The organism is Pseudorhodoplanes sp. (genome assembly GCF_050250235.1).
Taxonomy (GTDB): Bacteria; Pseudomonadota; Alphaproteobacteria; order Rhizobiales; family Xanthobacteraceae; genus Pseudorhodoplanes.
The window spans coordinates 80,684-99,317 of record NZ_JBFWPA010000011.1; the positions used below are offsets into that span (position 1 = coordinate 80,684).

The following is an 18,634-nucleotide window of genomic DNA, read 5'->3' on the forward strand; positions in this document are numbered from 1 at the left end:
CGGGATCATGAAGGAATTTTTCAGCAGCGGCATGGTGGCGGATGTCATCCTCGTTGTGATGACAGCCGAAGCGCTGCTGCTTCTTTTGTACCGAAGGGTCACGGGGCGTGGGGTGGCGGCGCGTGATCTGTTCGCGATGCTGCTTGCGGGCGCCTGCCTCGTGCTGGCGCTGCGTGCGGTATTGACTGGATCGAGCTGGCCGGTGGTCGCGCTGTTTCTCGGCGCTGCGCTGATCGCGCATCTGATGGATCTGTACCGGCGTTGGCCCCGCAGGGCGGCCACCTGATCGGCAGGGCGGCTGTCTAGGCGACGCGGTTGCTCGGGCGTCCGGCCTCGAAGTTCTCGATATGCTGGATTACCTGATGCCATAACGTCTGCATGGCCTCGTCGCTCGCCCACGCGACGTGGGGCGTGACGATCACATTCGGACGGTCGAGAATCTGCAGCAGCGGACTATCGGCTTTCGGCGGCTCCGAGGTGAGGCAGTCGAACCCGATGCCGGCGATCTGTCCTTTGTCCAGAGCGTCCACGAGATCGGCCTCGTTGACCAGCCCGCCGCGCGCGCAGTTGATCAGCAGAGGGCGCCGTTTCATCTTTGCAAATTCGGGCGCGGCGATCATGTTACGGGTCGCCGGCATCAGCGGCGAATGCAGCGTGATGACGTCCGACGTCTCCAGCACTTCGTCAAACGGCGTGTAGAGCGGTCCAAGTCCTGTGACATTCTTGTGTGCCGCGAACAGCGTGCGCATGCCGAAGGCCTGGCCGAGGCGTGCGACGCCCTGACCCAGCGCACCTTCGCCGATGATGCCAAGCGTCGAGCCGGCCAGATCGTTGATCGGGTGGGTGAAGAAGCAGAATTGCTGCGCCTCCTGCCATCGCCCGTCGATCACGTCCTGGCGGAAACCGATCAGGCCGCGGCGCAGCGCCAGAATGAGCGCGAAGGTATGTTCGGGCACCGTGTTGACAGCATAGCCGCGGACGTTCGACACGACGATGCCGCGCTCCTTGCAGGCATCGATATCGAAAGCATCATAGCCGGTCGCCGGAATGCAGATCATCTTCAGATCCGGCAATTGCATGATGGCATCGCGGCGGATCGGCACCTTGTTGCAGACCGCGATGTCGGCGCCGGTCAGCCGTTCGACGACCTGATCGGGCCGCGTGCGGTCGTGCTCGATCCATTCATGCGGAAAGCATGGCTTCGACATCGTGACCGCCGGTCCGATGGTCGACCGGTCGAGGAAGACGATGCGCATGAAGAAGTTCCCTGATCGGCTGTCGCTGCACACACACCATAACACCCCGCATGCGGGGCGTCGTGCGTGTGCTTCAGTTGATGCCGGTCACTCGGCGGCGATCCGCATCGCCTCTCCCGATTGCGACAGATGGCGAACCGCGGCGCCGGTGCCGGAGCCCGGCTCGAACTTGATGCCGACATCGCGCATCGCGAGTTCCACGCCGCCGAGCGCCTGCAGCACCATGATCTCATTCAGCCAGCCGAGATGGCCGATCCGGAACACCTTGCCCGCGACCTTGTTCAGGCCGGTGCCGAGCGACAGGTCGTAGCGATTGTAGGCGGTCTTGATCACGTCGTTCGCGTCGAAGCCGTCCGGCACCACCACCGCGGTGACAGTGTCGGAGAACCATTCCGGTCCTTGCGCGCACATGCGCAGACCCCATGCATCGACCGCTGCGCGAACCGCACCGGCCAGCCGGTGGTGGCGCGCGAACACGTTCGGCAGCCCTTCCTCGGTCAGCATGTCGATCGACGCGCGCAACCCGCGCAGCAGCGTGGCCGCTGGCGTGTAGGGGAAATAACCCTGCGCGTTGGCCTTGATCATGTCCTGATAGTCGAAGAAGCAGCGCGGCAATGTCGCGGTCTTGCCGGCCTGCAGTGCCTTCTCGCTGACACAGACGATCGCCAGTCCCGTCGGCAGCATGAAGCCCTTCTGCGAGCCTGCGACTGCAACGTCGACGCCCCATTCATCCATCCGGAAGTCGATCGAGGCGATCGAGCTGACGCCATCGACGAAGAGCAAGGCAGGGTGCTTGAGGTCGTCCAGGATGCGGCGGACGCCGGCAACGTTTGAGGTGACGCCGGTCGCGGTCTCGTTCTGTGTCACCAGCACGGCCTTGATCGCATGAGTCTTGTCGGCCTCGAGACGTGCCCGGTAAAGATCGAGCGGCACGCCCTTGCCCCACTCGACATCGATCGCATCGACCTTCAGACCGAAGCGCTGGCACAGGTCGACCCACAGCAGAGAAAACTGACCGAAGACCGACGCCAGCACGGTGTCGCCGGGCGACAGCGTATTGGCGATCGCCGATTCCCAGCCGCCGGTGCCGGAGCCCGGGAAAATGAACACCTGTCCGGTAGTCGTCTGGAAAATCCTTTTCAGGTCCGCGAACAGGGGCAGTGTGAACGCGGGGAAGTCCGGCGCACGATGATCCTCGAGCGCAACGTCCATCGCCTGACGGATGCGAAACGGCATGTTGGTCGGGCCCGGTACGGCCAATCCCTTGAATCCTGGCATTGCGTCGCTCCCTGTGAGTGCGTTTTGATCAGTGACTCGGATAGATCGGGAAGGCGCGGCACAGCGCTTTTGCCTGCGCCTTGACCGCGACCTCGGTGACGCCGTTGCCTTCGGACCCATGCTTCGCGAGGCCGTCCAGCACTTCGGCGATCAGGTCGCCGATGGTCTGGAATTCGGCGATGCCGAAGCCGCGCGTGGTGCCGGCCGGGGTGCCGACACGGATGCCGGACGTGATCGTCGGCTTTTCGGTGTCGAACGGCACGCCGTTCTTGTTGCAGGTGATGTTGGCGCGGCCGAGCGCCTGCTCCGACAGATTGCCTTTCAGCCCCTTGGCGCGCAGATCGACCAGAGCGAGATGCGTGTCGGTGCCACCGGAAACGATGTCGAAGCCGTGATGCTGAAGTCTCGCGGCAAGCGCATTGGCATTGGCGACCACGGAGGCGATGTAATCGTTGAAAGCCGGGGTCAGCGCCTCGCCAAAGGCTACTGCCTTGGCAGCGATCACATGCATCAGCGGTCCGCCCTGCAGGCCGGGAAACATTGCTGCGTTGATCTTCTTGGCGAGGTCCTCGTCATTGGTGAGGACGAGCCCGCCGCGCGGACCGCGCAATGTCTTGTGCGTGGTCGAGGTCGCGACATGGGCGTGCGGAAACGGCGACGGATGCAGGCCCGCCGCAACCAGGCCCGCGATATGCGCCATGTCCACCATGAGACAGGCGCCGACCGCATCCGCAATGCGGCGGAAGGCGGCAAAGTCGATCTGCCGCGGATAGGCGGAGCCGCCGGCGATGATGACGCGCGGCTTGTGCTCGAGCGCAAGCGCCTCGACCTGATCGATGTCGATGCGCTGGTCGGACTTGCGCAGGCCGTAGCCGACCGCGTTGAACCATTTGCCGGAGAGGTTGGGTGCGGCGCCGTGCGTCAGATGCCCGCCGGAATCGAGACGCATCCCGAGGATGGTATCGCCCGGCCTGGCCACCGCCAGCAGCACCGCCTGGTTGGCTTGACTGCCGGAATGCGGCTGCACATTGGCAAAGCCGCACCGGAACAATTCGCAGGCCCGTTCGATCGCCAGCAATTCGACCACATCGACATGCTGGCAGCCGCCGTAATAGCGCCGGCCCGGATAGCCCTCGGCATATTTGTTCGTCAGTACCGACCCGGCCGCGTCGAGCACCGCGCGGCTTACGATGTTCTCGGAAGCGATCAGCTCGATTTCCTCGCCTTGACGCTCCAGCTCAGCGGCCATCGCGCGCGACACCGCCGGATCGACCGTCTCCACCGGATTGGAGAAGAAGCCGGCCGGTCCCGGCTTTGGAGACGGAACGAGTTTGAGATGCGGCTCCACGTGCGTGCTCCGGCTGTCTGGATTGAAAGGAAAGCGCGAGACGTCGATCAGGCGGCGCGAGTGCGATTGCCGGCGATGCTCGCATCCACCAGATTGACGATCCGGTCGATCGCCGGATGTGCAATCCCGATCTGGCGTCCGGCCGCCTGAATAAGCCGGTCGACACGCTCGACCGCCCCGGCGCCTTCTGCCAGCGCGCGGGCGACCGACGACGGCCGTGCCAGTTGCTCGGCGGCCGTGGCGTATTTGTCGAATGGGACGAGATCGCCGCGCTCGGCGCCCATACGCAGCACGATCGCTTCCACGCAGGCATAAATCTCGCGCGACAGTGCCGGATCGGCAAAGACCGCGTCGCGGATTGCAACGGGATGGCCCGGGGTCACGCACCGGTAATTGCCGGTCATCAGCATCGGCCATTTGGCGAGCGGCACGAACAGCGATGGCGACACGCGCAGCTTCACCGGCACCTCCATCCCGGCCAGCCGAACCCGCTCCATGTCATCGGCCAGCGCGTGCAGGATGGCATTGTGTTCCGGCAGCCCGAACTCGGCCGCCTTGAAATTGGTGGCGAGATTGACCTGAAGCACATTGGCCGGCTCGTCCGCCGGACGCACCGCCTGCGGATCCGGGGAGCACAACGTCATGGCGCGCGGATCGAACCGGTCCCAGACGCGGATGTTCGAAAATGCGTCATCGAGCGCGCCGGCATGGATCGCGGCCAGCCGCCGGATATACGGGGCGGGCGGCATGTTCATCAGCGACAGGCAGGGAATGCGCGCTTCTGCCAGCTTCGACATCAGAGGCCGGATGGTGTGGTGGCCGTATTGCGGCTCCTGCATCGCCAGCACCGCAAGGTCGAAGCTGCGTGGGTCGACGGCATCGGGTGTCGCGGCGCCGACGGTTCCGATCAGGTCGGCTGAGCGGATGGCGCGTGTGGCGGGCTCGTTCTTCAGCTTCATCCGGACGACGGTGCCGGCCCGGTTGATCAACTCCGCAGTCTCGGACCGGCAGACCAGGGTGACGTCATGGCCGGCCATGGCACACTTGGTGCCGAACAGGGACCCGTAGGACGCGCCCAAGACAAGAATTCTGAAAGCCATGCTGACCTCCCCGGTCGGTTTGCGGTCTGTCGGGTTGTTGTTTTTCTGAGGTAACCGCGACTCCCCCGAAAAAGCATTCAAAACCGGGTCTATGTGTTGTTAGTTTGCATACAGGATGCTAATATTTGTAATGTTGTAAATAAGCGTGCGTTGCTCGAACCGGCACCATCAAGCCATGTCGAAGACATTTGTCGGCCCGCAACTGCGGCAGCTCCGGCGCGTGCGCCGGCAGACCCAGGCAGAAATGGCCAAGGCGCTCGGCATCAGTGCCGGCTACGTCAACCTGCTCGAAAACAATCAGCGCAGTCTGTCGGTGCGGCTGTTGATGGCGCTCGCCGACACCTATCAGGTGGACTGGCGCGACATCATCCGCGACGAGACGCCGAATCTTCTTTCCGAGCTTCGCAACGTCGTTCGCGACCCAATGTTTTCCGGGAACGTGCCTGACCTCCAGGAATTGCGGGCGGCCATCGATCACGCACCGCGACTGGTCGAACAATTTGTGGCGCTCTACGGAATTCACCGCACCACACTCGAACGGATCATGCGGCAGGGGACCGCGAGCGGCCCGGAAGGACTGCTTGCGTCATCCGCGGAAACCGTCATCCACGATTTCTTCCGCGACAATTCGAACTATTTTCACGGGCTTGAACTCGCGGCCGAGACCCTGCGGCGTGAGGAATCCTGCGAGACCGACGATATCTATTCGGTGCTGAAAGCGCGGCTCGCCAATGCGCATGGAATTGCCGTACGACGGCGGACGGCCGAGGACATGACTCAGGCGCTGCGTCTCTATGATCGCGATGCGCGTGTCGTGCACTTGTCCGAAGCGCTCGATCACTGCAACCAGGTGTTTCAGCTCGCGCATGTGCTGTGTCTTGTGGAATTGCAGGACCAGCTCAATGCACTGACCGCGGCGAGCGGCATCACCAGCAAGACCAGCCTCGCGCGCTGCCATGTCGAGCTCGCGAATTATTTCGCCGCCGCATTCCTGATGCCATACGAGACTTTCCTGCGGACGGCCGAAACCACCGCTTATGACATCGACCGGATTTCCGCGCGCTTCGCGGTGTCGTTCGAGCAGGCCTGCCACCGGCTGACCACGATGCAAAGGCCCGGCGCGCAGGGCGTGCCGTTCTTCTTCCTGCGCGTCGACAAGGCCGGCAACGTCACCAAGCGGTTCAACTCGACATCATTCCACCTGGCCGAATATGGCGGCTCCTGCCCGGTCTGGAATATCCATATGGCCTTCCGCACGCCGGGGGTCATTCTCCCCCAGTTCGTCGAGCTTCCGGACGGCGAGAGATTTTTCACCATCAGCCGGACCGCCGACCGTCCCGCCGTCAATCTCGAGACCCAGGATCACCGTCTCTCGGTGGCGTTGGGCTGCGAACTGCAACACGCCAGCAGGCTTCGCTATGCTGCCTCGTTCAACTTCAATGATCAGCGAATTTTCAGCAAGATCGGTATCAACTGCCATCTGTGTCCACGGCAGGCCTGCTCGCAGCGCGCGCATCAGCCGGTGTTCATGGAATTGCCGCTCGACACCGCCCGCCGCGGCAACACCCGGTACGAGAGCTGATGATCGCCCGTTGCGATGTCATGGATACAGGTGCATCCGGTGACGCGGCGCTGGCGCGGCCGGCGGTGGCGTCCCGAAACGATGCTGCTCGTCACCGCGTCCGGTCCTGCCACTTCGGCGCGGGCGGCACGAGCATCACCTTTCGAACCAGTTCGGCCTGCCGGTGCGTCCCGGTTTTCTGGAAGATCAGCTTGAGATATTGCCGGGCGCTGGCCAGTGTAATGCCGAGGCGTTGCGCGGCTTCTTCCAGGGTGCAGCCGGTTGCGAGAAGTTCCGCAAGCTTCGCCTGGCTTGGCATCAATCCGAAAAGCCGCTGCAGCAGCTCGGTGCGGGTTTCTTCCGGCGAGTCCGGATCGCGGATATAGACAAGAACCAGCGGCTCGCTCAACAGGCTCCAGCCGAAGCGGGCCTGGTTCGCGCCAAGCACGGAGAGCAGAACGATATAGCCCTCGCGGCCGGACGTACGCGCGATACGCAGCACATCATTGGCAGGCTCGGAGTCGATCTCTGCGGACTGGAGCAGCTGCCGTATCCGCGCGCGGATATTGTCTCCATTCGCGCCGTCGCTGACCAGTCGCTGGCCGGAGATGCGCAGGCCGTCTCCGTCGGCGGCAATCTGGCGCGCCGCCGCATTCGAGAATCTCACGCGCGCATCGGCATCGACGACCACGACGCCGAGCGCCATGCCGTCGAGCGCGTCGAAGGCGGCGGTCTTTTCGAGCGTGACGATTTCGAGGTCGCGTTGCAGCTTCAGAGCGCGGGTGAGATGCGGGATCAGCGCCGCCATCAATTCGCATTCCTCGTCGTCGAACCTCGACTGGTCGCGGTCGCGCAGCACGAGAAAATAGGTCAGGGAGCGCCGGTCCTCCACCAGATTGACACCGAGAGTATATTCGACGCCGCCGACCGACAGCACCTCCTTGTAGACCCGCGACGCATGAAGCTGTTCGTCGGACAGCGACATTCTGCAATGGACCGGCTTGAACGGATTCGCACTGAAATAGGGGATGCGTGGATCCTCGCCGATCAGGCTCTCATAGCGCTGCATATGCGCGGCGCTCCAATCGTAACCGTAGACCATGTTGAAAGACAGGCGGGCGTTGACGAGGTCGGTATGACCGACCTGCGCGCCCCGCGCCCCGAACAGCGTGGTCGCGCTCTCCAGAAAAGCCGGCCACTTATCGAGGTCGGAGACCGCGTGGTAGAGCCGGTCCATGACCGCAAGCAGTTGACGCGACCGGTCCCGTTTCGTCGCAAGCTGGGTCACATGTCCCTCCCTCATTGCTCTCCTGCTAGGCCGCTTCTTCTTTGGCGACGGCCGGACGCAATTCGTGCCGCGCTCGGACCGGCGCCTGCGCGGCGTAGCGCCGAGCACGCCAGGCGGGCGGACGATAGTCCTCAAATGAGGACTGCATGTTGAAAGCTACCCCTTGTACCCTCCGGCGTCACCAGCGTGCAAAAACAAACAAGGGGTGACGCGGCGCCGCAGGCCCGGTCCGGGGCGCCCACGCGGGAGAGGGCGAAGGCATGGCCACCATCACGGTCACCAACACCGACGACTCGGGCGCGGGCTCCCTGCGTCAGGCGATCGCCGACGCCATTGCCGGCGACACCATCGTGTTCGATGCCAGCCTCGCCGGGCAGAGCATCACGCTGACCTCGGGCCAGCTTGCGCTGACGAAGGATATCACCATCAACGGCGACATCGACGGCGACCGCAAGGCCGACATCACCATCTCCGGCAACGATGCGTCGCGAATATTCGATATCGCGGGTGCGATCACGGGCACGGAGGTTGAACTGCGCAGCCTGACTCTCAAACAAGGCAATGCGGGAGGGGGCTTCGGCGGCGCCGTCACGGTCGCGGGTACAACGATACTGAAGGTGATTGACAGCACCATATCTGACAGCGCTGCAGTTTCGGGCGGCGGTATCGCAGCGTTCGGGCCGCTGACGGTCGTCAATTCCACTATCACCGGCAATACAGCGACGTCCACCGGCGGTGGGGTCATGCGCACGGGCGGGGACGTCACCTTCGTCAATTCGACAATCCACGACAACCACAGCGATCTTGGCGGCGGTATCTTCGTCGCAGCTTCTTTATTGACCATCCTGAACAGCACCGTCAGCGGGAACACGGCAACCAGTGGCGGTGCAGGATTTCACGGTATTGCCAGCTCGGACGCAGTGATACGAAACTCGGTGGTTGCTGAAAATGCAGGTCCGAATGGCGATCTATCGATCTCTGGAAGTGTCCACGCCGGATCGAGCTTTTTCGGCGCAACCGCGCACACCATCGTCGACCACGGCGGCAACATCGTTAACGGCGGCGACCCGCTGCTCGGCGACCTCGCCGACAATGGCGGCCCGGTGCAGACGCGGGCGATCCTGGCGGGCAGTCCACTGATCGGCGCCGGCAATGCCGCGCTGCTGCCGGACGATGCCTTCGACCTCGACGGCGATGCCGACACCAGCGAAGACCTGCCGCTGGACGCGCGCGGTCACACGCGCGTGCTCGATGCCAATCTCGATATCGGGGCGACGGAATTCGATACGGCACCGGTGCTCTCCGGCGTCACCTCGCCGGTGACCTTCTCGGAGAACACTGTCAACGCCGCGCCGCAGCTTCTGGACGCCGACGTCACCTTTACCGACAACGACGACAATTTCGACGGTGGCGCGCTCACAGTGACCGGCCTGCTGGTGGAAGATGTCGTGTCGATCCGCAATCAGGGCAATGGCTTGGGGCAGATCGGGCTGAGCGCCGGTGTCGTCAGTTTCAGCGGCACGGATATCGGCGTCGCGACCGGCGGCAACGGCACGGCGCTGACCGTCACCTTCAATACGGATGCGACGGCGGCGGCGATCGAGGCTCTGATCGAAAATCTCACCTACGCCAATTCGTCCGGCACGCCGACCGCGAGCCGCACGCTCACGGTGACGGTGACCGAGGCCGACGGCGACGTGACGCGCGACCTGTCGCAGCCAGCCTTCGCGGAAGCGACCGGCGCCGCCAATCCGTTCGACGGCGTCGATGTGGGGTTCGATTCCACCCCAATCCTCGCCGACCTCGACGGGGACGGCGACCTCGACGCGATTATCGGTGAAAACGTCGGAAACCTGAATTATTTCCGGAACACCGGCACCGCCAACGCGCCGGTGTTTGTGCAGCAGACCGGCGCCGCCAATCCGTTCGACGGAATCGACGTCGGATCCGTCTCCACCCCCGCGCTCGCCGACCTCGACGGCGACGGCGCTCTCGACATGGTCGTCGGAGAGGCTTTCGGAACGCTACTGTATTTCCAGAACACCGGCACCGCCGCTGCGCCCGTGTTCGTTGCGCAGACCGGCACCGCGCATCCGTTCGACGGCATCGATGTGGGATTTTTCTCCAGCCCCACACTCGCCGATCTCGACGGCGACGGCGACCTCGACGCTGTAGTCGGGTCGGCCGATGTCGGTCCCGAAGTGATCGGGGAGAAGTTTGGGACACTGCACTATTTCCAGAACACCGGAACGGCCGCGGCACCGGTTTTCGTGGAGCAGACCGGCGCCGCGAATCCGTTCGACGGAATGAACGCGGTAGACCGACCCGCCCCCGATCTGGCTGACCTCGACGGCGACGGCGATTTCGACGCGGTGGTCGCAGAGTATTTATCGGGGACCCTGTTCTATTTGCAGAATATCGGGACCGCCGCAGCGCCGGTCTTCGTGGAGCGGACCGGCGCCGCCAATCCGTTCGACGGCATCGATAATGCGACAGACCGCCCCGCCGCCACGCTGGCCGACCTCGACGGCGACGGCGATCTGGACGTCCTGCTCGGGAATGTCAACGGCATCCTCTTCACCTTCACGAACACGCCGGCAGCGGGCATTCCCGTCACCGTCGACGTTACGGCGGAGAACGACACGCCGGTGCTGACGGACGTGACCACGCCGGTGACGTTCCTGGAGAACGCGGTCAACCTCGCACCGCAGATTATCGACGCGGACGTGACCTTCACCGATCCAGACAATAATTTCGACGGTGGCACCCTCACGGTAACCGGGCTGCTCGCGGAAGACGCGGTGTCGATCCGCGATCAGGGCGCGGGGGCCGGCCAGATCGGCTTCAGTGCCGGTGTCGTCAGTTTCGGCGGCACGGATATCGGGATGGCGACCGGCGGCAGCGGCACGGCGCTGACCGTCACCTTCAATGCGGATGCCACGGCGGCCGCGATCGAGGCGCTGATCGAGAACCTGGCCTATTCCAACGCATCTGATACGCCGGCCGCAACCCGAACGTTGACCGTCGCGGTGACCGACGCCGACGGCGACGTGACGCGCGGCGGGGCAAGTTTTGCGGTTCCGGTCGGCGGCAATAATCTTTTCGATGGCGTGACTCTCGGCGGGCACAGCGCCCCGAGCTTCGGCGACATCGACGGCGATGGCGATCTCGATCTGGCGGTCGGGCAGGCGAACGGGCTGCTGTCGTTTTTCCTCAACAACGGCAGCGCGTCCGCGCCGGTCTTCGCGCAACAGACCGGCATCGCCAACCCGTTCGACGCCTTCGATGTGGGCGATCAGTCGGTGCCGTTCCTGGCCGACTTCGATCGTGACGGCGACATCGACGTGTTGATTGCCGAACGCACCGGCGAGTTGTTCTACCTGAACAACACCGGCACGGCGCAGGCGCCCGCATTCACGTTTGAGACTGGGGCGAACAATCCGTTCGACGGCATCAACGAGGGGGACTTTTCGAAGGCCGCCATCGGCGATCTCGACAACGACGGCGACCTCGACCTCGTCATCGGGAAATCCGACGGCACGTTCGCCTATTACGAGAATATCGGAACGCTCGCGACGCCGGCCTTTGCCGTGCAGGCCGGGGCAGCCAATCCTTTCGACGGTATCGACATCGGCAATTTCGCGAGCGTGGCGCTGGTCGACATCGACGGCGATCACGATCTCGATGTGGTTTCCGGAGACAGCGGCGGAACGCTGAACGTCCTTGAAAATACCGGCTCCGCCGGAGCGCCTGCTTTCGTGCTTCGGACCGGCACCGCCAATCCGTTCGATGGCCTCGACTTCAACACGAGCTCGGTCGCAGCCTTCGGCGATCTCGATGGCGACGGCGATGCCGACGGCGTGGTCGGAAACTTCGCTGGCGAACTGCATCACGTGCTCAATACCACGCCGATCGGCGTTCCGATCGTGGTGGAGGTCACGGCGGAGAACGATCCACCGGTGGCCTCTCCGGTCGATCTCGGCACGATTGCCGAGGATAGTGGCTCCCGCCTCATCACGGCGGCCGAACTTCTCGCCGACGCAGTCGATCCGGATGGCCCGGCTCTCTCCGTTGTGTCGCTGACGAAAGCGACCGGCGGCGGAACCTTGACCCCGCTGAGCCCGAGTAGTTGGGAATACGTGCCGGCGCCCGACGACGATGGTGCGGTAACCTTCGATTTCACGATTACGGACGGAGAATTCACCACGTCGTCCAGCGCGACGCTCGACATCACGCCGGTGAATGACGCGCCGGTGCTCGCCGATTTGGCGGAGTCGGTCACGTTCCTGGAGAATACGGTCAATGCCGCACCGCAACTTCTCGACGCGGACGTGACGTTTACCGATCCGGAAGACAACTTCGACGGCGGCGCGCTGACCGTCGCAGGTCTCCTGGCGGAAGATACAGTTTCGATCCGCAACCAGGGCAACGGCGCGGGCCAGATCGGATTCAATGCCGGCTTGGTCAGCTTCGGCGGTACCGCGATCGGGACCGTCGCGGGCGGCGCGGGGGCCACCCTGACTGTGACGTTCAATGCGTCAGCCACCGCGGCCGCGGTCGAAGCGCTGATCCAGAACCTGACCTACGCCAACGCGTCCGATACGCCGGCCGCCAGCCGCGACCTCACCGTCACAGTGACGGATGCGGCTGCGGCCTCAACCGATGCAACGATTACGGTCAACGTCACGCCGGGGAATGACGCGCCGGTGCTGACCGATGTGGCGGTGTCGGTCACCTTTGCCGAGAACCTCGTCAACCTGACGCCGCAACTGCTGGACGCGGACGTGACCTTCACCGACCCGGAGAGCAATTTCGACGGCGGCACGCTGACGGTCACCGGACTACTGGCGGAAGACGCGGTGTCGATCCGCAACCAGGGCCACGGCGCAGGCCAAATCGGGTTCGCTGCCGGCATTGTGAGCTTTGGCGGCATAGCGATCGGCGCTGTTGCCGGCGGCGCCGGAGCGACGCTGACCGTCACGTTCAACGGTGCGGCCACCGCGGCCGCGGTCGAGGCGCTGATCCAGAACCTGACCTACGCCAACGCGTCCGATACTCCAATTGCGAGCCGCGACCTGACGATCACGGTCACGGACAACGCCGCCGCTTCGGCGAGCGCCACAATCACGGTCAATGTCACCGACGAGAGCGACATCGGAGTTACCATCATCGGCTCCAAGAATGACGACCTGGTGGATGCCGCTAACACCGTCGCCGGCCAGCCGCTGCCGACCAATCTCAACGACCTGATTCTGGGCAACAAGGGCAACGACGATCTGTCCGGGCTGTTCGGGGTCGACACGATCGATGGCGGCAAGGGCGACGACGTGCTGCGCGGCGGAGGCGGCAACGATATCCTGCAAATTCAGGGCAAGGAGGGCAAACGCGATATCTTCGACGGCGGGCCGGGCAGCGATACGCTGCAATTTCTCGGGACCGGCAAGATCAGCCTGAACGGCTTTGACGCCGCCGCTTCTTCGATCGAGATTCTGCAGGGCAATGGCGGCGGGGTGGCTGGCAGCGGCGAAGCCGATCTGTTCGACCTGAGCGCCCTGACCGCGATGACCGGTCTGCCGGTGATCGACGCGAAGGGCGGCGACGACATCCTGATCGGGTCGGACTTTGCCGACGAATTGCGCGGCGGCAGCGGCAACGACATCCTCGACGGGCGGGGTGGCAACGACGTTCTGCGGGGCGGTGGCGGAAACGACACCTTCGTGTTCGCGGACGGCTACGGCGCCGACAGTGTGGCGGATTACAAGGCCGGCGAGGACATATTCGATTTCACCGGCGTCCTCAGCGTCGACGATTTCGGCGACCTGTTCCTGACGCAGGTTGATCCAAAGACTGTGCTGATCGATTTCGATGGCATTGCCGGCGGCGATACGCTCACGGTCCAGAAAACCACGATCGCTATTCTGGCCGCCAACCAGGGGGATTTCCTGTTCGCGTAAGCACCTGGTCAAAAGGCCGGGACGGTTTCGGTTACAAGGCTCGAGCGGGAAGGGCAGGCCGTTTCCAGGCGTTTGAACGCCCGCATGGCGACGTCGCGCGTCCTCTCATGAGGCCGCCGCGATTTTTCGGCTACTATCCGCTTCGCTCATAATGGTCTGGTTGCAGGTCGAATCCTGCGCCTGACACCAATCGCTGGATGTCGCCACCGGAGCCGGGCATCGCCGGCTCGCGGTTTTCTTGCAGCCTCGCTGGGACTTGCAGCCTCGCAGGAAAATGCAGGCAACAAGCCCTAATGCGCCGTCAGGGCTTCCGGAGTCTTCGGGGTCTCCATCGCGGCGACGCGGTTCTTCACCGCCTTCTGCACCTTCTCGAAGGCGCGGACCTCGATCTGGCGCACGCGCTCGCGCGATACGCCGAATTCGGCGGCGAGTTCTTCCAGCGTCACCGGATCATCCGCAAGCCGCCGCGCCTCGAAAATCCGGCGTTCTCGGTCGTTCAATACCGTAAGCGCATGGTCGAGCGCGGATCTGCGATTGTCCAGTTCCTCACTCTCGGCGAGCACCTGCTCCTGGCCTGCGGAATCATCCGCCAGCCAGTCCTGCCACTCGCCGGAATCGCCATCCTCGCGAATTGGCGCATTCAGCGAGGAGTCGCCGCCGAGGCGGCGGTTCATGTCGACCACGTCCTTCTCGGTGACACCAAGCCGCTTGGCGATCTGCGCTACCTGGTCGGGCTTGAGATCGCCTTCGCCGAGCGCGGAAATCTTGCTCTTGGCCTTGCGCAGGTTGAAGAACAGCTTCTTCTGGTTCGCGGTCGTGCCCATTTTCACGAGCGACCACGAACGCAGGATGTATTCCTGGATGGCCGCCTTGATCCACCACATCGCATAGGTGGCGAGGCGGAAGCCCTTGTCGGGCTCGAACCGCTTCACGGCCTGCATCAGGCCGACATTGCCTTCGGACACGATTTCGGAAATCGGCAGGCCATAGCCGCGGTAACCCATCGCTATCTTGGCGACGAGCCGCAGATGGCTGGTCACGAGCTTGTGCGCCGCCTCGCGGTCACCGTGCTCGCGCCATGACTTGGCCAGCATATATTCTTCCTGCGGTTCCAGCATGGGGAACCGCCGGATTTCTTCAAGATACCGGGACAGACCGCCTTCAGCGGTAATCATCGGCATAGCCGCAGAACGGGCCATGGATTGCGCCCTCCATTCTTTCATGCCCCCGGGGATCGGCGGGCATATGCCCCGCCGCCGTCAACGGGCCGGCGGAACATGCTGCGGTGCAACATACCGCATTCGCAGCATAGGAGACCGGGGTCGCGAAAGGAAGTTACATTCCCGTCACCTCGCCGTTATCGGAGAGTGACCAGAAGCCGCAGCCCAAGCCATTGATTTACGTCAGTTTTTTACCAAAAGCGGACCAGACATGATCAGCTCATGTCGCAGACAAGCTATCACGCAAACGGGCAAGCGGGACCGGCAGTTCCGACCGGAATTGCTCGATCTTGCCCGAAACCGGATGTTGGAAAACAAGCAAGTAAGCATGCAGGGCCTGTCTGCCAAGAGCCTGCAGGGCTTCGCGGGCAGCCGGCGGGAGGAGGGCCGCCTTGGTGCGGTATCCGGTGGCGTAGGTCTCATCGCCGAGTATCGGGTGGCCGATATGCGCCAGATGAACACGGATCTGGTGGGTGCGCCCGGTTTCCAGCCGACACTCGATCAGGCTTGCAATCGGCCTGCCGTCGGCGCCGGTGTATCGGCACTTCACCTCCCAGTGGGTAATGGCCTCGCGTCCGCCGAGGCGGACCGCCATCTTGTCCCGGGAATGCGGATGCCGGTCGATCGGCGCGTCGACGGTGCCGCGCGGACGGTCCGGCACGCCCCACACAAAGGCGAGATAGCCGCGCTCCAGATCACCGGTGCGGCCGTGGTCTGCGAACTGCTCAGACAGTGACTTGTGCGCCTTGTCGGTCTTGGCGACCACCATTACGCCCGAGGTATCCTTGTCGAGCCGGTGCACGATGCCGGGACGCATCACGCCACCGATGCCGGAGAGCGTCTCTCCGCAATGGGCGATCAGGGCATTGACCAGCGTGCCGGTCTGGTGGCCGGCAGCGGGATGCACCACAAGCCCGGCGGGCTTGTCGATGACGATGACCTGGTCGTCCTCGTAAAGGATGGAGAGCGGGATGTTCTCGCCCCCGGGCTCGGCCGGTGCGGGCGGCGGCACGAGCACCGTCAGTTCCTCGCCCGCCTTCACCTTGTAGCCCGGATCGTCGACCGTCCGACCGCCCACGGTGACGGCGCCCTCCAGAATCAGCGCCTTCAGCCGCGTCCGCGATAGTTCGGCGAGCCGTGCCGCCAGCACGCGGTCGAGCCGGGTGCCGGCATGTTCCTGGCTGACGGTGAGGGTTTCGGTAGCATTCGACATCGTCGGGCGCATCGGGTTAGTGGAGAGGGCTCGGCGTTGCCGCGAGCTCGGTCGCCTCTCCCTTCGGGAGAGGTCGGCGTACCATAAGCGCGTTCACGCCCGTCTTCGACGCGCTAATGGTATGCCGGGTGAGGGGTTTCGGACCAACCTATAGATTAACCCCCCTCACCGAAACCCTCTCCCCACCGGGGAGAGGGAGCACACCGAGCCAGCCGCTCCGTTCGAGTGCAACAATCGGCGCAGCGAGATCATGTCCACCCCCGAGCCCCTGAAAGACCCCGACGGCAAGCCGCTTGATCCCGCGGCGCAGGCAGTCGTGGACAAGGTACGCCGAATGTCGATGCTTTCCGGCATCGCAACCGTGCTCGGCATTTCGGTCGTGATCGTGATGATCGGGTGGCGACTCTATCGCAGTGCCGACAGTGCGCCGCCGGCGCAGGTCGATGTGGTGGCAACCCTGCCGAAGGGCGCGAAGGTTGTCTCGACCGCGGTCGCAGCAGGCCGCGTGATCGTGACGGTGGATGTCGGCGGTGTCGTTGAGGTCCGCAGTTTCGACGCTGAAACGCTACAGCCGGTCGGCCGCCTTCGCTTCGTCGAGGAACGGTCGCCGTAGCGCTACGTCGCTCCGCGTGTCCCGACAAAAAGCGGATCAGGGGTCGAAGCAGCTTGGTCGCGGACCAGCCATTCCCGCGCGTCGATCCCTGTGCCTGGTTCCTGAGCATCACGCGATTTTGCAGAAATTTCACACGGCACCCGGCGACAGCCTCTGCGTTGGTTCTGCACGCTCAACCGATAACTCCCGGAAAAAAACGGAGACCTGCGTCTGCGCGCGAGCAGAAGGAGATTTTCGATGTCCGATATTCAACCCGTCAATTCGAACCAGACGCCTACGCCCTCTTGCCCTCTCTGCGGCGGCGAAACCTTTATGGCTCAGGTCCATGCTGCAGTTGCGAAAATGACGGATGTCTTCCGCTGCAAGCGCTGCGACGTCGAATATCCGGTGGCGAGGAAGCAGGGAGTTTGAGCGGTCGCGACCTCGCCCAAATTCGGGTCAATTCGCTGAGATGTGCCACGAATGTGCGGTTGCTATTTGGCCGTGGGTGTCCTATATGCGCGGTTCGAGCATTCGGCCGAACGACGTGGCCTGCCGCGCAAGACGCGCCTGACAACGACATTCACCCCCAAATCTCGAATCGAACCTGCCGCGTTCGCGCGCGGCGCTATACACGCATATATGAAGGATAGGCTCCCATGCAGACGGGAACCGTGAAGTGGTTTAACGCAACCAAGGGTTTCGGGTTCATCCAGCCGGACGACGGCGGCAATGATGTGTTTGTGCATATCAGCGCCGTCGAGCGCGCCGGCATGCGGGGCCTGAACGAAGGCCAGAAGGTCTCGTTCGAGGTCCGCGCTGACCGCAAGACCGGGAAGTCTTCGGCCGACAACATCAAGGCCGCATAACCGACAGCACGATAAGCGAGCGGGCCTCTTGCCACGGATGTACTGGCGAGGTTCGCTCGTCGCGGCGGCGATGTGGTTTCATGATGGTGTCGTCGCAGGCTCTGCGTTTCGTACCATTTCCCCGCGAACGGCAGAGCCGATGCCGCCGATGATCGTGGAGGGATCGCCTCATGGCTGACAAGCAGACCGAGGCCGACAAGGCCGCTGCGATGAAAGAATACCGCCAGCAGCACGATGCGGCAATCGATCGCATGGCTGCGCTAAAGGCTGCCCGCCTCGCGCGGGATGCCGGGGTGCCCGCGGCCGAAGCGACGGTGCTGTCAAGCAAGAAAGGCGCGGCGAAGAGACCGGCCGCCAAGCGCAAGAAGCTCTAAGATTTCGTGCCTCGCCAGAGCCGTCCTCCGCGCCAGCACCGGCGCATCATCGCCCTGCTTGGTCGAGCAATAATGTAACACAGCCTGACGGAGACCGAGCAGCAAACCCGTCGTTGCGCCTGAAGCTCGCCCGTCGCGTACACCACTCCGGACGAGCTGGTACGCACTTTCTTGCAGCGGTTTTCTTCATCACTTCGATCCCGAAGGTCGCGTTCGGCAGCCGGCTTCTTCAGCCGACAGGTCCCAGCCGCGGCCGAGACACAGGGCCTGTTCCGGAAACCTGCGCCAAATCTGGTGGCCGTGCGTTCGGTTCATCGACCGGGAGAAGCAGACTCCGGTAATGGGCTGGTTCGGCATTGCGCCAATCCCTTCCCCGCGTCGTGCTGCCTGTTTGTCTTGCACACGGGGTCGATCGCGGCTATTTCACGGGCCGACGCTCCCTTCGTCTAGCGGTTAGGACGCGGCCCTCTCAAGGCTGAAACAGGGGTTCGATTCCCCTAGGGAGCGCCAGCAATTTCAACGACTTAGATAAGCCGGGAAGAAGTCGTCGAATATCCGTTGAATAAGCGGCGGCGACCAAT

14 protein-coding genes and 1 tRNA gene are annotated in these 18,634 nt (G+C 63.7%); 8 read left to right on the top strand and 7 right to left on the bottom strand.

The window, feature by feature from the left end; all coding sequences use genetic code 11:
- The first annotated feature begins 7 nt into the window (after positions 1–7).
- Positions 8–286 (top strand): hypothetical protein, encoded by a 279-nt coding sequence (locus AB7F49_RS07745; RefSeq protein ID WP_428521254.1) that lies wholly within the window; start codon positions 8–10, stop codon positions 284–286.
- Positions 287–302: 16 nt separating this feature from the next.
- Here AB7F49_RS07745 and AB7F49_RS07750 read toward each other — a convergent pair whose 3' ends face one another.
- The 4 genes from AB7F49_RS07750 to AB7F49_RS07765 all read right to left on the bottom strand — a co-directional run bounded on the left by AB7F49_RS07750 (position 303) and on the right by AB7F49_RS07765 (position 4,982).
- Positions 303–1,256 carry a D-2-hydroxyacid dehydrogenase gene (locus AB7F49_RS07750; RefSeq protein WP_428521255.1) on the bottom strand — a complete coding sequence of 318 codons (954 nt, stop codon included), beginning with the start codon at positions 1,254–1,256 and terminating at the stop codon, positions 303–305.
- Between the two features lie 87 nt (positions 1,257–1,343).
- A complete protein-coding gene (locus tag AB7F49_RS07755; RefSeq protein WP_428521256.1) occupies positions 1,344–2,534 on the bottom strand; it encodes an aminotransferase class V-fold PLP-dependent enzyme in 1,191 nt (396 codons plus the stop codon).
- A 28-nt stretch (positions 2,535–2,562) separates the two neighbouring features.
- Positions 2,563–3,882, bottom strand: a complete 1,320-nt coding sequence (gene glyA, locus AB7F49_RS07760) for a serine hydroxymethyltransferase (RefSeq protein WP_428521257.1) — start codon at positions 3,880–3,882, stop codon at positions 2,563–2,565.
- Positions 3,883–3,929: 47 nt separating this feature from the next.
- On the bottom strand, positions 3,930–4,982 hold the full coding sequence (locus AB7F49_RS07765) for a ketopantoate reductase family protein (protein WP_428521258.1): 1,053 nt from the start codon (positions 4,980–4,982) through the stop codon (positions 3,930–3,932).
- A 175-nt stretch (positions 4,983–5,157) separates the two neighbouring features.
- On the opposite strand from AB7F49_RS07765, the gene AB7F49_RS07770 reads away from it, so the two are divergent.
- On the top strand, positions 5,158–6,564 hold the full coding sequence (locus AB7F49_RS07770; protein ID WP_428521259.1) for a helix-turn-helix domain-containing protein: 1,407 nt from the start codon (positions 5,158–5,160) through the stop codon (positions 6,562–6,564).
- A gap of 91 nt (positions 6,565–6,655) precedes the next feature.
- On the opposite strand, the gene AB7F49_RS07775 is transcribed toward AB7F49_RS07770, so the two are convergent.
- Positions 6,656–7,831: a helix-turn-helix transcriptional regulator gene (locus tag AB7F49_RS07775; RefSeq protein WP_428521260.1), complete on the bottom strand. Its 1,176-nt coding sequence runs from the start codon at positions 7,829–7,831 to the stop codon at positions 6,656–6,658.
- A 260-nt stretch (positions 7,832–8,091) separates the two neighbouring features.
- On the opposite strand from AB7F49_RS07775, the gene AB7F49_RS07780 reads away from it, so the two are divergent.
- On the top strand, positions 8,092–13,785 hold the full coding sequence (locus AB7F49_RS07780) for an FG-GAP-like repeat-containing protein (RefSeq protein WP_428521261.1): 5,694 nt from the start codon (positions 8,092–8,094) through the stop codon (positions 13,783–13,785).
- A 290-nt stretch (positions 13,786–14,075) separates the two neighbouring features.
- On the opposite strand, the gene rpoH is transcribed toward AB7F49_RS07780, so the two are convergent.
- Together rpoH and AB7F49_RS07790 are read right to left on the bottom strand one after the other, a co-directional pair.
- Positions 14,076–14,984 carry an RNA polymerase sigma factor RpoH gene (gene rpoH / locus AB7F49_RS07785; protein WP_428521262.1) on the bottom strand — a complete coding sequence of 303 codons (909 nt, stop codon included), beginning with the start codon at positions 14,982–14,984 and terminating at the stop codon, positions 14,076–14,078.
- A 241-nt stretch (positions 14,985–15,225) separates the two neighbouring features.
- Positions 15,226–16,218 (bottom strand): RluA family pseudouridine synthase, encoded by a 993-nt coding sequence (locus AB7F49_RS07790; RefSeq protein ID WP_428521263.1) that lies wholly within the window; start codon positions 16,216–16,218, stop codon positions 15,226–15,228.
- 250 nt (positions 16,219–16,468) lie between these two features.
- On the opposite strand from AB7F49_RS07790, the gene AB7F49_RS07795 reads away from it, so the two are divergent.
- The 5 genes from AB7F49_RS07795 (at position 16,469) to AB7F49_RS07815 (ending at position 18,563) form a co-directional block, all read left to right on the top strand.
- Positions 16,469–16,831: a hypothetical protein gene (locus AB7F49_RS07795; protein ID WP_428521264.1), complete on the top strand. Its 363-nt coding sequence runs from the start codon at positions 16,469–16,471 to the stop codon at positions 16,829–16,831.
- A 237-nt stretch (positions 16,832–17,068) separates the two neighbouring features.
- Positions 17,069–17,242 carry a hypothetical protein gene (locus AB7F49_RS07800; RefSeq protein WP_428521265.1) on the top strand — a complete coding sequence of 58 codons (174 nt, stop codon included), beginning with the start codon at positions 17,069–17,071 and terminating at the stop codon, positions 17,240–17,242.
- Positions 17,243–17,469: 227 nt separating this feature from the next.
- Positions 17,470–17,679 carry a cold-shock protein gene (locus tag AB7F49_RS07805; protein WP_428521266.1) on the top strand — a complete coding sequence of 70 codons (210 nt, stop codon included), beginning with the start codon at positions 17,470–17,472 and terminating at the stop codon, positions 17,677–17,679.
- Positions 17,680–17,849: 170 nt separating this feature from the next.
- Positions 17,850–18,053, top strand: coding sequence for a hypothetical protein (locus AB7F49_RS07810; RefSeq protein WP_428521267.1), 204 nt, complete (start codon positions 17,850–17,852; stop codon positions 18,051–18,053).
- Positions 18,054–18,488: 435 nt separating this feature from the next.
- Positions 18,489–18,563, top strand: a tRNA-Glu gene (locus tag AB7F49_RS07815).
- Positions 18,564–18,634 lie beyond the last annotated feature (71 nt).

Coding starts and splice junctions, on each gene's coding strand:
- AB7F49_RS07790 (WP_428521263.1), bottom strand. CDS start 16,218: ATGTCGAATGCTACCGAAACCCTCACCGTCAGCCAGGAACATGCCGGC.
- AB7F49_RS07810 (WP_428521267.1), top strand. CDS start 17,850: ATGGCTGACAAGCAGACCGAGGCCGACAAGGCCGCTGCGATGAAAGAA.
- AB7F49_RS07745 (WP_428521254.1), top strand. CDS start 8: ATGAAGGAATTTTTCAGCAGCGGCATGGTGGCGGATGTCATCCTCGTT.
- AB7F49_RS07750 (WP_428521255.1), bottom strand. CDS start 1,256: ATGCGCATCGTCTTCCTCGACCGGTCGACCATCGGACCGGCGGTCACG.
- AB7F49_RS07800 (WP_428521265.1), top strand. CDS start 17,069: ATGTCCGATATTCAACCCGTCAATTCGAACCAGACGCCTACGCCCTCT.
- AB7F49_RS07795 (WP_428521264.1), top strand. CDS start 16,469: ATGTCCACCCCCGAGCCCCTGAAAGACCCCGACGGCAAGCCGCTTGAT.
- AB7F49_RS07780 (WP_428521261.1), top strand. CDS start 8,092: ATGGCCACCATCACGGTCACCAACACCGACGACTCGGGCGCGGGCTCC.
- AB7F49_RS07805 (WP_428521266.1), top strand. CDS start 17,470: ATGCAGACGGGAACCGTGAAGTGGTTTAACGCAACCAAGGGTTTCGGG.
- AB7F49_RS07770 (WP_428521259.1), top strand. CDS start 5,158: ATGTCGAAGACATTTGTCGGCCCGCAACTGCGGCAGCTCCGGCGCGTG.
- AB7F49_RS07765 (WP_428521258.1), bottom strand. CDS start 4,982: ATGGCTTTCAGAATTCTTGTCTTGGGCGCGTCCTACGGGTCCCTGTTC.
- AB7F49_RS07755 (WP_428521256.1), bottom strand. CDS start 2,534: ATGCCAGGATTCAAGGGATTGGCCGTACCGGGCCCGACCAACATGCCG.
- rpoH (WP_428521262.1), bottom strand. CDS start 14,984: ATGGCCCGTTCTGCGGCTATGCCGATGATTACCGCTGAAGGCGGTCTG.